The sequence below is a fragment of the Vibrio sp. N418 genome (genome assembly GCF_000222565.1).
Classification (GTDB): Bacteria; Pseudomonadota; Gammaproteobacteria; order Enterobacterales; family Vibrionaceae; genus Vibrio; species Vibrio scophthalmi.
In genome coordinates, this window is record NZ_AFWD01000054.1 from 13221 (window position 1) to 26445 (window position 13225).

Annotated in this window: 15 protein-coding genes; all 15 read right to left on the reverse strand. The window is 45.0% G+C overall.

Annotated elements, in window-relative coordinates; genetic code table 11:
* Window positions 1-3: 3 nt before the first annotated feature.
* Window positions 4-1545, reverse strand: a complete 1542-nt coding sequence (gene atpA / locus RH86_RS11405; RefSeq protein WP_005597249.1) for a F0F1 ATP synthase subunit alpha — start codon at window positions 1543-1545, stop codon at window positions 4-6.
* 13 nt (window positions 1546-1558) lie between these two features.
* Window positions 1559-2092, reverse strand: a complete 534-nt coding sequence (gene atpH, locus RH86_RS11410; RefSeq protein ID WP_005597250.1) for a F0F1 ATP synthase subunit delta — start codon at window positions 2090-2092, stop codon at window positions 1559-1561.
* A 14-nt stretch (window positions 2093-2106) separates the two neighbouring features.
* Window positions 2107-2577: a F0F1 ATP synthase subunit B gene (atpF, locus tag RH86_RS11415; RefSeq protein WP_005597251.1), complete on the reverse strand. Its 471-nt coding sequence runs from the start codon at window positions 2575-2577 to the stop codon at window positions 2107-2109.
* Window positions 2578-2633: 56 nt separating this feature from the next.
* Window positions 2634-2891 carry a F0F1 ATP synthase subunit C gene (atpE, locus tag RH86_RS11420; RefSeq protein ID WP_005372317.1) on the reverse strand — a complete coding sequence of 86 codons (258 nt, stop codon included), beginning with the start codon at window positions 2889-2891 and terminating at the stop codon, window positions 2634-2636.
* A 57-nt stretch (window positions 2892-2948) separates the two neighbouring features.
* Complete coding sequence (gene atpB / locus RH86_RS11425) at window positions 2949-3764, reverse strand: F0F1 ATP synthase subunit A (RefSeq protein WP_006713799.1); 816 nt, start codon at window positions 3762-3764, stop codon at window positions 2949-2951.
* A gap of 8 nt (window positions 3765-3772) precedes the next feature.
* Entirely contained in the window at window positions 3773-4162 is a 390-nt protein-coding gene (locus tag RH86_RS11430; RefSeq protein ID WP_005597265.1) for a F0F1 ATP synthase subunit I, read from the reverse strand.
* A gap of 189 nt (window positions 4163-4351) precedes the next feature.
* On the reverse strand, window positions 4352-5233 hold the full coding sequence (locus RH86_RS11435; RefSeq protein WP_009386297.1) for a ParB/RepB/Spo0J family partition protein: 882 nt from the start codon (window positions 5231-5233) through the stop codon (window positions 4352-4354).
* A gap of 28 nt (window positions 5234-5261) precedes the next feature.
* On the reverse strand, window positions 5262-6035 hold the full coding sequence (locus RH86_RS11440; RefSeq protein WP_005597269.1) for a ParA family protein: 774 nt from the start codon (window positions 6033-6035) through the stop codon (window positions 5262-5264).
* 14 nt (window positions 6036-6049) lie between these two features.
* On the reverse strand, window positions 6050-6682 hold the full coding sequence (gene rsmG, locus RH86_RS11445) for a 16S rRNA (guanine(527)-N(7))-methyltransferase RsmG (RefSeq protein ID WP_009386298.1): 633 nt from the start codon (window positions 6680-6682) through the stop codon (window positions 6050-6052).
* Window positions 6682-8577, reverse strand: a complete 1896-nt coding sequence (mnmG, locus tag RH86_RS11450; RefSeq protein ID WP_005597282.1) for a tRNA uridine-5-carboxymethylaminomethyl(34) synthesis enzyme MnmG — start codon at window positions 8575-8577, stop codon at window positions 6682-6684. Before mnmG ends, rsmG begins: the two co-directional genes overlap by 1 nt.
* A gap of 471 nt (window positions 8578-9048) precedes the next feature.
* Entirely contained in the window at window positions 9049-9483 is a 435-nt protein-coding gene (gene mioC / locus RH86_RS11455) for an FMN-binding protein MioC (RefSeq protein ID WP_005597284.1), read from the reverse strand.
* Between the two features lie 85 nt (window positions 9484-9568).
* Window positions 9569-10930, reverse strand: coding sequence for a tRNA uridine-5-carboxymethylaminomethyl(34) synthesis GTPase MnmE (gene mnmE / locus RH86_RS11460; RefSeq protein WP_005597286.1), 1362 nt, complete (start codon window positions 10928-10930; stop codon window positions 9569-9571).
* A 118-nt stretch (window positions 10931-11048) separates the two neighbouring features.
* Window positions 11049-12668, reverse strand: a complete 1620-nt coding sequence (gene yidC, locus RH86_RS11465) for a membrane protein insertase YidC (RefSeq protein WP_009386299.1) — start codon at window positions 12666-12668, stop codon at window positions 11049-11051.
* Window positions 12669-12670: 2 nt separating this feature from the next.
* Window positions 12671-12928: a membrane protein insertion efficiency factor YidD gene (gene yidD / locus RH86_RS20150; RefSeq protein ID WP_005597289.1), complete on the reverse strand. Its 258-nt coding sequence runs from the start codon at window positions 12926-12928 to the stop codon at window positions 12671-12673.
* Complete coding sequence (rnpA, locus tag RH86_RS11470; RefSeq protein WP_231893138.1) at window positions 12895-13218, reverse strand: ribonuclease P protein component; 324 nt, start codon at window positions 13216-13218, stop codon at window positions 12895-12897. The genes yidD and rnpA overlap by 34 nt, the downstream gene beginning before the upstream one ends.
* Window positions 13219-13225: the final 7 nt, after the last annotated feature.

Sequence of the window (13225 nt, forward strand, 5' to 3'; positions counted from 1 at the left end):
CTATTACCAAGTTTGGGTTGCTTTGAAGTCGTCAGTCAGTGTTTTCAACTGAGCTTCAACTTCATCGTTGTAAGCACCCGTCTTGTCGATCTCAGCTGCAAATTCAGCGTATTGACTGCGAGCATACGATAGTAGAGCAGCTTCAAAATCGAGCAGTTTGTTGATTTCAACATCTGCCAAGTAGCCACGCTCTGCCGCAAAGATAACTAGCGCTTGGTCAAATACAGACATAGGAGCATATTGTTTCTGCTTCATTAGCTCTGTAACTTTTTGACCATGGTCTAGCTGCTTCTTCGTTGCGTCATCAAGATCAGACGAGAACTGTGCGAATGCCGCGAGTTCACGGTACTGAGCTAGTGCTGTACGGATACCGCCAGATAGCTTCTTGATGATTTTCGTTTGCGCTGAACCACCTACACGAGATACTGAGATACCTGGGTCAACTGCTGGGCGTACGCCCGCGTTGAATAGCTCAGTTTGTAGGAAGATCTGACCATCGGTAATCGAGATTACGTTAGTCGGTACGAATGCTGAAACGTCACCAGCTTGAGTTTCGATGATAGGAAGCGCAGTCAAAGAACCGGTCTTACCTTTCACTTCACCATTAGTGAAACGCTCTACATACTCTTCGTTTACACGAGCTGCACGCTCTAGTAGACGCGAGTGAAGGTAGAAAACGTCACCAGGGAATGCCTCACGGCCAGGTGGTCGTTTTAGTAGTAGAGAGATCTGACGGTAAGCAACAGCCTGTTTAGATAGATCATCGTAAACAATCAGTGCGTCTTCGCCGCGATCACGGAAGTATTCACCCATCGCACAACCTGCGTATGGCGCTAGGTATTGTAGCGCAGCAGATTCAGAAGCCGATGCCACAACCACGATAGTGTTTGCTAGTGCGCCGTGCTCTTCTAGTTTGCGAACCACGTTAGCGATGGTCGATGCTTTCTGACCGATAGCTACGTAGATTGAGAAAATACCAGAGTTTTTCTGGTTGATGATTGCATCGATCGCCATCGCTGTTTTACCAGTTTGACGGTCACCGATAACAAGTTCACGCTGACCACGACCGATTGGGATCATTGAGTCAACTGACTTGTAACCAGTTTGCACAGGTTGATCTACCGATTTACGGTCGATTACGCCTGGTGCAATCACTTCTACAGGTGAAGTTAGTTTCGCTTCGATTGGACCTTTACCATCGATAGGTTCACCTAGTGTGTTCACTACGCGACCTAGCAATTCTGGACCAACTGGCACTTCAAGAATGCGGCCAGTACCTGTAACTTTCATGCCTTCCTTAAGGTCAGCAAATGGGCCCATTACAACCGCACCAACCGAGTCACGCTCAAGGTTAAGTGCTAGTGCATAACGGCCACCCGGTAATTCAATCATTTCACCTTGCATCACGTCCGCTAGGCCGTGAATGCGGATGATACCATCGCTTACCGATACGATAGTACCTTCGTTGCGAGCTTCACTAACAACTTCGAAAGATTCGATGCGTTGTTTGATTAGATCGCTAATTTCAGTGGAATTAAGTTGCATGCTCCAATCCCCATTAAGACTGCAATGCATCGCTCAGGCGGTTCAAACGACCACGCGCTGAGTCATCGATGACTAGGTCTCCGGCTCGAATTATTACCCCACCAAGTAGGGCCTGATCTACACTGCAAGTCAGCTTCACTTTGCGCGCTAAACGCACTTCAAGTTTGCTGCTGATGTTTGCTAGCTGTTCACTTGAAAGTTCAAATGCTGAAATAACATCAACATCGATTTCTTTCTCGTGCTCTTTCTTCAATGCGAAGAATTGCTCACTTACATCAGGAAGGGCCGTTAAACGACCATTCTCAGCCATTACCTGCAATAGGTTTTGACCGTGTGCATCAACTTGTTCACCGCAAACAGCAACAAATATTTCTGCCAATTTATCGGCAGACATAGAGCTGGTTAACAGCTCTTTTACTTGTTGGTTCTTGGCAACTTCAGCAGCAAAAGACAACATCTGACCCCATTGGTCTAGTTGATCTTTTTCCACTGCAAAGTCGAAAGCTGCTTTAGCATAGGGGCGTGCGATAGTAGTCAAATCAGACATATGCGCCCCCAGACTTAAAGTTTTGCAGTAATGTTGTCGAGAATATCTTTTTGCGCATCGATATCGATAGAACGCTCAAGGATTTTCTCAGCACCAGCGACAGCCAGAGTCGCAACTTGTTTACGCAGGTCATCGCGCGCACGGTTGCGTTCAGCTTCAAGTTCCGCTTCAGCTTGATTAAGAATGTTCTGGCGTTCTGCCTGAGCTTCTTCACGAGCTTCATCTAGAATTTGAGCTTTACGCTTGTTCGCTTGCTCAATGATCTCAGTTGCTGTGCGCTTCGCTTCTTTCAATTGATCAGAAGCGTTGGCTTGTGCTAGGTCCAAGTCTTTAGAAGCTCGTTCTGCCGCTTGTAGACCGTCAGCGATTTTTTTCTGACGTTCTTCAATCGCACTCATTAGTGGCGGCCATACATATTTCATGCAGAACCACACAAACAGTGCGAACGAGATTGCTTGACCTAGCAGAGTTGCGTTTATATTCACAACAGCTACTCCCTTTTAAGAATCAACTACAAAAATACAATTAACAGAGTTGTTAATTAGCCTGCTAGTTGACCCACAAATGGGTTTGCGAAAGTGAACAGTAGCGCGATTACGATACCGATCATTGGAACCGCATCAAGTAGACCAGCGATGATGAACATCTTAACTTGTAGCATAGGAGCCATTTCTGGTTGACGTGCTGCACCTTCAAGGAATTTACCACCAAGAAGTGCGAAACCAATCGCAGTACCAAGAGAAGCAAGACCGACGATAATACCTACGGCGATTGCAGAAAAGCTCAGTAAAGTTTCCATTACTATCTCCAATTTATAGTTGTTGGCTTATGTGCCCAAATAAAAAGCTTAAAAAAATTAATGATCACTATCTTCGTGTGCCATTGATAGATAAACAATAGTTAACATCATGAACACGAATGCTTGAATCGTAATTACCAAAATATGGAAAATTGCCCATGGTAGTGAGCCCATCCATTGTAAGTACCATGGTAGCATTGCCGCACAAAGGATGAATACAACCTCACCAGCAAACATGTTACCGAATAGACGCATACCAAGTGACAGAGGTTTCGCCAGTAGCGATACCACTTCAATCAGAAGGTTAAACGGGATCATGATTGGGTGATTGAATGGATGTAAAGCCAATTCCTTTGCAAAGCCGCCCAGACCTTTCACTTTGATGCTGTAGTAAATCATCAGAGCGAATACGCCTAGTGCCATAGCCATGGTGATGTTCACATCAGCTGACGGTACCACTTTCAAGTAAGGGATTCCGAGCCAATGCTCTGCTGGGTAAGGTAAGAAATCGATAGGAACTAAGTCCATCACGTTCATTAAAAATACCCAACAAAAGATAGTTAGTGCTAAAGGCGCTATCAGAGGGTTGCGTCCATGGAACGTGTCTTTGACGTTTTCCGCGACAAATTCAACGATCATTTCTACAGCACACTGAAGCTTACCTGGTACACCGACTGTTGCTTTCTTCGCGACCTTGTAAAAAATTCCTAAGAAAATTAAACCAGTAAACCAAGAAAATAACAGGCTATCGATATGCACATTCCAGAAGCTTGCTTCTTCCGCTACTAAACCTAACTTAGCTAAAGAGAGGTTAGAGAGGTGGTGGGCAATATATCCGGATTGTGTTAGTAGCGCTTCACCTGGCGCAGCCATAACTCATCCTATTTATTGTTGTTAATGAATAGCACTGGCGCACAGATATTAATACCTAGTGCCAGTAAATAGGTTAGTTTTAGGGGAACAAGTTCCACCTGTATATACATGTAGACAAGAGAGAAGAGAGCTACTGTGATAAGGATTTTTAGCGCTTCACCTGTAAAAAAAGATGCCGCAACTTTCTTTGCTGCCCGCGCGCCGCTAAATGCAAAAGCACATAAAGCAAACACCGCATTAGCAATGACAAAAATGCCGCCGCCAATAAGTGCAGAAAGACCCCATTCAACATTCACAGTCGCAGCCATTCCCGCCGCCACTAATGTAACCGCGCCAAGCTGGATCATTAACAATTGCTTAGCAAGCTCTCGTCCTGGTCTAGCCAACGCAGCTACCATGTATTCGTACCTCTAGTAAAATCCACAGCGAGACATCCTTAGACGCTGAGGAAATTTGCAAAAATTATACGGTGAGTCGAACTGAATGCAATGAAAACACAGCAAAAAGTTACAATTTTGTTTACAAACCGACAACTTTTACACAAAAATTCGTTTTTTGCATAAATTGATTGAGATCAATTATCTCATCTAGCTCTCTAACTTGGCAATCAATTGTGCCAGCTTTTCGGGCTCTTCCACACTAATGGTGACTTTTGCTTTACCGTTATTAGAACGGACAATCGACACTTTTGCACCCAGCATTTCACTCAATTTTTGTGACATATGTTGGGTTTCTTCGTCGTGTGACACGCTTTTTACTTCAACCTGAGGCTGTAGACACTTTTTCACTAACTGCTCGGTTTGGCGAACGGTCAAATTTTTGTGCGCAACATGCTGAGCAATTTCAATTTGCTGAGTGCCTTCTAAAGCCAACAACGCTCTAGCATGCCCCATATCAAGCTGATTACCAGAAACTAAACTCTTTACATCATTTTCGAGCTGATTTAGACGTAATATGTTACTCACAGCAGCTCGAGATTTACCAATCACATCAGCGACTTGTTGATGTGTCAGTGAAAATTCATTTTGTAAGCGCTCTAATGCTTGCGCTTCTTCGATGACATTCAGATCTTCACGCTGAATATTTTCGATCAATGCCATCGCGATCGCAGCACGATCCTCGACACGTTTGATCAAACACGGTACTTGGCTAAGGCCGGCTTTTTTCGCCGCACGCCAACGTCTTTCTCCGGCAATGATCTCATAGCGGCCACCTTCCACCATACGAACCACTATTGGCTGGATAATGCCTTGTGACTCAATAGAGGCAGCCAACTCTTCTAACGCTTCTGGCTGTATATCTTTACGTGGCTGATACACGCCTGGGCGTAAGCTGGTTACGCTAAGTTCCGTTAACTCACCATTGCTAGACAAAGCTTGGCTATTGATGGCTGTTTGCTGTCTTTCGCGCGCCAATGAACTGGTCGAAAGAAGAGCATCAAGCCCTTTACCTAAACCACGTTTAGACATGGGTTTACGTTCCTTAAATTATGATGATTTATGCAGGTACTTCTTCGCGACGCAACATTTCGCCAGCCAACGCTAAATAAGCTTTGGCTCCAGCAGAATATTTGTCGTAATACATCGCAGGCTTACCATGACTTGGGGCTTCTGCGAGACGAACATTGCGAGGAATAACAGTGCGGTACACTTTGTCACCAAAGTGTTTTTTCAATTGATCAGATACTTCATTAGACAGTCTGTTACGAGGGTCATACATCGTTCGTAGTAACCCTTCGATTTTGAGATTCTCATTTACAACAGCTGCGAGTTTGCTAATGGTATCCATTAACGCGGTTAAACCCTCTAGTGCGAAGTACTCACACTGCATTGGCACTAGCACAGAATCTGCAGCCGCCATCGCGTTGATTGTAAGAAGGTTTAGAGAAGGAGGACAATCGATAAAGATGAAATCATAGTTATCGCGAACCGACGCAAGCGCTTGCTTTAGGCGAACTTCGCGAGCAAACACTTCCATCAGTCGAATTTCAGCGGCCGTCACATCGCCATTTGCAGCGATAAGGTCGTAGTGGCCAGACGTTTTCGTCACCACGACTTCTTCAAACGGCACATCTTCAACAAGCAACTCATAAGCAGTGGCGTCAACTTGATACTTATCGACACCACTGGCCATAGTCGCGTTGCCTTGAGGGTCAAGATCGATAACCAATACCTTGCGCTTAGTCGCGGCCATAGACGCGGCTAAGTTTATACAAGTCGTTGTTTTTCCAACACCGCCTTTTTGGTTGGCAATGGCTACAATTTTTCCCACGATCTACCTCGCTATTATTCCTTGCGCGATAAGATTACTAGATGACGCTCACCTTCCAATTGAGGAACTTGCAAAGCTTTGACATCGGTCACATAACACCACTCTGGGAGCTCTGAAATCTCATCTTGTGATAATTGGCCTTTCAATGCTAAAAAGCGACCAGTGGTTTCTTTCGGCAAATGATGACACCACTCAACCATATCTAACATTGAAGCAAAGGCACGGCTTAGTACACCATCAAACTTCTCTTCAGGTAGATACTCTTCCACTCGACTTTGAATCGGCGTCACGTTTTCGATTTTTAACTCATGCACAACCTGCTTAATAAAGCGAATACGCTTACCTAAGCTATCCAATAAATGGAACTCTTTCTCTGGGCACATGATCGACAATGGGATACCAGGTAAACCAGGGCCAGTACCGACATCGATAAAGCGCTCACCTTCTAAATGAGTGCTGACAATGATGCTATCTAGAATATGTTTCACCAACATTTCTTCTGGATTGCGTACTGAAGTCAGGTTGTACGCTTTATTCCACTTATTGAGCATTTCAACGTAACCAATTAACTGGTCACGTTGATGATCCGTCACGGATAAATCTGTTTGATCAATTAATTGATCAAGCTTTTGGCGTAATAGCGACATTAAGCTTCCTCGCCTTTTTTCAATAAACCGTGTTTTTTAAGATGCACGAGCAAAATAGAGATCGCAGCTGGCGTGATACCGGAGATACGCGATGCAATACCAATACTTTCTGGTTTAGCATCGTTTAGCTTAAGCACCACTTCATTCGATAAACCTTTCACATCGCTGTATTCAAGATCAACGGGCAGTTTCGTGTTCTCATGACGAAGTGATTTCTCCACTTCTTCTTGTTGACGCTTAATGTAACCGTCGTATTTGACTTGAATTTCAACTTGCTCAGCCGCTTGCTGATCTTCCAGTGCTGGAGAAAATGCATCAAGCTGAGTCAATTGTGCATACGTCATTTCAGGACGACGCAAAAGATCTTCACCGCTGGCTTCACGCGCCATTGGCGTTTTCAGCACACTGTTTAGCGCATCAATACCGACAGAATTTGGATTCATCCACGTTTCTTTCAAACGTTGGCGCTCTGTCGTCATGTTCTCCACTTTCTCGTTGAAGCGCGCCCAACGAGCATCATCAATCAAGCCAAGTTCACGGGCTTTTTCCGTCAAACGTAGGTCGGCGTTATCTTCACGCAGCAACAAACGGTATTCAGCACGTGAGGTAAACATGCGGTATGGTTCTTTGGTACCCATGGTCGACAAATCGTCAATCAATACGCCAACGTAAGCTTCATCACGGCGTGGGCTCCAACCTTCTTTGTCTTGACTGAAGAGACTCGCATTCAAACCGGCCATCAAACCTTGTGCCGCCGCTTCTTCGTAGCCAGTGGTACCGTTGATTTGACCAGCAAAGAATAAACCACTAATAAATTTGGTTTCGTAGGTATGTTTCAGGTCGCGAGGATCAAAGAAATCATACTCAATTGCGTAACCTGGACGCACGATATGGGCGTTTTCAAAGCCTTTCATCGAACGAACAATTTGTACTTGAACATCAAACGGTAAGCTGGTGGAAATACCATTTGGATAGAGTTCGTGTGTGGTTAAACCTTCAGGTTCAATGAAAATTTGGTGACTGTTCTTATCCGCAAAACGCATCACTTTGTCTTCAATCGACGGACAGTAACGTGGGCCAATACCCTCAATCACACCAGCATACATCGGGCTGCGGTCAAGGTTGTTACGAATGACATCATGCGTACGCTCATTGGTATGAGTGATAAAACATGGAATCTGTCGTGGATGATGAGTACGTGAACCCATAAACGAAAATACAGGCGTTGGGTTATCACCGTGTTGCGCTTCCAACACTGAGAAATCGACACTACGAGCATCGATACGTGGTGGAGTACCCGTTTTTAGACGATCGACACGGAATGGCATTTCACGTAGACGATCGGCAAGAGCGATCGAAGGAGGATCGCCTGCGCGGCCACCTGCGCTGTTTTCCATACCGATATGGATCTTACCACCAAGGAAGGTACCAACGGTCAATACAACGGCTTTAGCGCGGAATTTAAGGCCCATTTGGGTTACAACACCCATCACTTGATCGTTTTCAACAATAAGATCATCGACTGATTGTTGGAACAAGGTGAGGTTTGGCGCATTTTCTAAAGCATCGCGAACGTACGCTTTGTACAACGCTCGATCCGCTTGAGCGCGAGTAGCGCGTACCGCAGGACCTTTTGATGCATTGAGAGTGCGAAATTGAATACCAGCATGATCAATGGCTTGAGCCATTAATCCGCCCATAGCATCGACTTCTTTGACAAGATGACCTTTACCAATACCACCAATGGCAGGGTTACAAGACATTTGCCCTAAAGTGTCAATGTTATGGGTGAGTAAGAGGGTTTTTTGCCCTGTACGCGCTGATGCGAGTGCGGCTTCCGTTCCTGCGTGACCGCCACCAACAACAATGACGTCAAAGTTTTCGTGATAAAGCATGAACTGACCTCTGGTATTCAGATAATTCGGACAGATAAAAGAGCGATATTCTACCTGCTTTCGTGTAGAGAGAAAAAGGCTTTTGTGTTTTTTAAGTTTAGTGGGCGAAGTTAATATATATAAGATCTATATATATGATCTTTTATTAGATCTATTATTAGGATCGACGATCTCTGTGGATAAGTGAAAAATGATCAACAAGATCATGGATCTTTTATGGATCATATCATGTGATCTTACTTTGATCATGATGAGGATTAGCTGGGATCAAAAAGGGTGGTTATACACAGGGGGTCGTGACGAACAAAGTTGTTATTGGGATAACTATAGGTTAATCACCGGATAACGTACTAGTTATGCACAGTCCGTTCGGTTGTTTTTTGTTCACTTGAATCGAACCAAGCTGTCTGTTTCTATCCATAGACGTAAAAAAAGGCCAGCGAGAGCTGACCTTGTTAAGCAAAATTGGGCCTATAACTGGTTAATATTGTCACTTAACCAAGCTTCAGCGGCGTCTTCTGGGACTGAATGAGCCAATATATCGATGGTAAAACAATCAGAAATGGCATTTGCGCCGATATCTAGCAGCAAATCATGAGCGTGTTTACCTGCCGCACAGAAGGTGTCATAGCTTGAATCTCCAATCGCTAATACTGCAAATTTCACCTCTGACATTTTCGGTGGTGTTGTCTGTAGCGCTTGAATAAAAGGGCGAATGTTGTCTGGGTAATCCCCTGCACCATGGGTTGAAGTGATGATCAACCAAGCGCCATCGTTCTTGATCTCATCCAAATTAGGTTGATTATGGATCGTTGTTTCAAAGCCCTTTTCTATCAGCAGATCACTAAGATGATCACCGACATACTCTGCACCCCCTAAGGTGCTGCCAGTAATGATATGAATCATTTGATTTCCTTATTACCAATGCTTCGTTAGGAAAAACGTTAGCGAGATTGAATTAAAAAACGCGCCTCAAGGGCGCGTTTTTGCATTATTTACCGATACAGAATGAAGAGAAGATGCGTCCAAGTAAGTCGTCTGAGCTAAACTCACCGGTGATTTCATTTAGGTGTTGCTGAGCAATACGTAGCTCCTCAGCCAAAATTTCTCCAGCCATATAGCCTTCAAGCTGCTGTTGACCAATGTCGAGATGATCTGCTGCTTTCTCTAGTGCCTCTAAATGGCGACGACGTGCCATAAAGCCGCCTTCGTGGCCGCCAGCAAAGCCCATACACTCTTTTAGGTGATTACGCAGTGCATCGACCCCTTGGCCAGTCTTAGCCGATAAACGGATTAATGTTGGAGAATTAACATGGCAAATACCAAGATCTTCACCAGTTTGATCCGCTTTGTTGCGAATAACCGTCATACCGATGTTATCAGGTAAACGATCAACAAAATCAGGCCAAATTTCTTTTGGATCGGTGGCATCAGTGGTGGTGCCATCAACCATAAATAATACGCGATCGGCTTGTTTTATTTCATCCCAAGCGCGTTCGATACCAATTTTTTCAACTTCGTCGGATGCTTCACGTAGGCCTGCGGTATCAATAATGTGCAGTGGCATGCCATCAATATGGATATGTTCACGTAAAACATCACGTGTTGTACCGGCAATATCGGTCACAATGGCTGACTCTTTGCCTGACAATGCATTCAATAGACTGGATTTGCCAGCATTCGGGCGTCCAGCGATCACCACTTTCATCCCTTCGCGCATAATCGAACCTTGGTTGGCTTCTTTGCGCACCGCAGCCAGATTATCAATGATGGCTTGTAAATCCGCAGAGACTTTACCATCGGCCAAGAAATCAATTTCTTCTTCTGGAAAATCAATCGCCGCTTCAACATAGATACGTAGATAGATAAGAGAATCGACCAAGGTATTAATACGTTGTGAGAAAGCGCCTTGCAGTGATTGCAGCGCGGATTTCGCCGCTTCTTCTGAGCTGGCATCAATCAGGTCTGCAATCGCTTCTGCTTGCGCCAAATCCAACTTATCGTTCAGGAAAGCGCGCTCTGAGAATTCGCCAGGACGTGCGGTACGGATGCCGTCAATTTTAAGAATACGTTTAATCAGCATATCCATGACTACGGGACCACCGTGGCCTTGCAGCTCTAAAACATCTTCACCAGTAAAGGAGTGAGGGTTAGGGAAGAAGAGTGCAATGCCTTGATCGAGTTGTTTCCCTGCTTCGTCGCAAAATGGCAGGTATTCCGCGTAACGAGGGCGTAGCGCCTTGCCTGCCACTTCAAGTGCCACTTTCTCAGCTAAAGGGCCTGAGACGCGAATAATACCGACACCGCCACGACCCGGTGCGGTAGCTTGAGCGACAATGGTATCTGTAGTCATAAAGAGTGCCTGTGATTGAATGTGCCGTATCGGCGCGATAAAAACATAATTAGCTGAATTGTAATCAGCTCAAATAAAAAAGGCGACCTTTTGGCCGCCTTTGTCTTTGATTTATTGCTTACTTAGTGTGTAAGCCTTTCTTTTCCAGCGCTTTGTAGATTAGCGATTGCTGGATAAGCGTTACGATGTTCGATACCAACCAGTACAGTACTAGGCCTGATGGGAAGAACAGGAAGAAGAAGGTAAACATAACCGGCATAAAGGTCATGATCTTCTGCTGCATTGGATCGGTAACGGTTGTTGGGCTCATTTTTTGAATCATGAACATCGACGCACCCATCAACAATGGCAAGATGTAGTATGGGTCTTGCGCTGATAGATCGTGAATCCAACCGAAGAATGGTGAGTGACGAAGCTCAACCGATTCCATTAGTGCCCAGTAAAGCGCAATGAAGATAGGCATTTGTAGAATCAGAGGTAAACAGCCGCCTAACGGGTTCACTTTTTCTTTCTTATACAATTCCATCATTTCTTGGCTCATGCGTTGACGGTCATCGCCGATACGCTCACGCATTGCTGCCAACTTAGGTTGTAGCATGCGCATTTTCGCCATAGAAGTGTATTGCGCTTTCGTTAGTGGGTACATGGCACCACGAACGATAAAGGTCAAACAGATGATTGCCACACCCCAGTTACCCACGAAACCGTGAATAAACGACAATAGTGAGTGTAGTGGCTTCGCGATGAACCATAACCAACCGTAATCGACTACTAGGTCTAGGTGCGGTGCGACTTCTGCCATTTGATTTTGCAGTTTAGGACCTACCCATAGTGTTGCGGTGAAGTTTGCTGTGTCACCTGTTGCGATGGTTTTGTTTGGCATGCGCACACCGATATCAGCAAGGTTGCCAATCACACGGGTGTACAAGTTTGTGCCTGGTTCGTCACGAGGAATCCATGCTGTTGCGAAGTAGTGCTGGATCATTGCTGCCCAACCTTGACCGTCAGTCAGGTTAAGAGACAGGTTGCGATCTTGCATATCATCGAAGCTGTATTTCTTGTAGTTAACGTCTTGAGTCGAGTAAGCACCGCCACGGTAAGTTGGCATAGTGATGCTGCCGCCATCATCCATTACGTTTTGACGTAGGTGGGCGTACATACCGAAAGTCGCATTGTTGCCTGAGTTGTTGACCACATCGTACTCAACGTTAACGGCATAGCTGCCACGTTCTAATACATAGGTTTTGACGTAATCAAGGCCATTGGCAGAGAAAGTCATAGGGATGCGAAGTTCATCAACACCATCAGTTAGCTCAAAGCTATCTGCGCTGACAGTGTAAGCAGGACGGTTCGTGCTGCTTAAATCGATGCCTTGTGGGCCAACAAGACCACTTTGAGCAATAAATTGATGGCCAGGTTCGTTTTTCAGTAGTTCAAAACGTTCTGGAGAATCCAATTCTGCTGAGTATTGGTTTAGATCAGCTTGAACAACATCACCACCAACCGCATCAATAGACAGAGTTAATACATCCGTTGTTACAGTAATGATTTTTGCAGCTGCCTGTTGAGATGGCGCTGGGTCAAGCTCATCGGCAAAAGATGGTGCAGGTAGGGAGCTGCTTGATTGAGCCTGTTCAATCGCTTGCGGCGCTGGATTCTTAGCTACATTCCATTGCTGGTAAAGTAGAAAGGACACCAAAGCTAGAGCGATTAACAGGATATTACGTTGAGAATCCATCGTTATTTATCTCTGTCTTGTTTTTGAATTGGTGGAACGGGGTCAAAGCCCCCTTCACTTAGAGGGTGGCATTTTAATAGACGTTTGCTGGATAACCAACATCCTTTTACAAAACCGTGAGCTTTCAGCGCTTCTACAGCGTAACTTGAACAAGTTGGATGGAAACGACAGCGTGGTCCGATTAGAGGACTAATGAGGCCTTGATAGAGTCGGACGACGCCGATGGCTAGCCACGTGATGGGCGAGACAGACGCTGCCATAGCTTTTCAAATAGGTTAAACATTTCGTCATTGCTTAAATCTTGCGCAGATTTCTTGGCAATTACAACAAAATCTTTGTTTGGAAGTTGATGTTGATGATTACGGAAACTTTCACGAGATAGACGTTTAAAGCGGTTGCGACCAACAGCAGTTTTGATTTGCTTCTTAGGAACAGCCAAACCTAGTCGAGGATGAGATAGGTTATTATTGCGTGCAATGATGGTGAAATGAGGTGAGCCTGCTCGATGAGCTTGCTGGAAGACGTTTTGATAATGCTCGGGAGTTAACAAGCGTAAC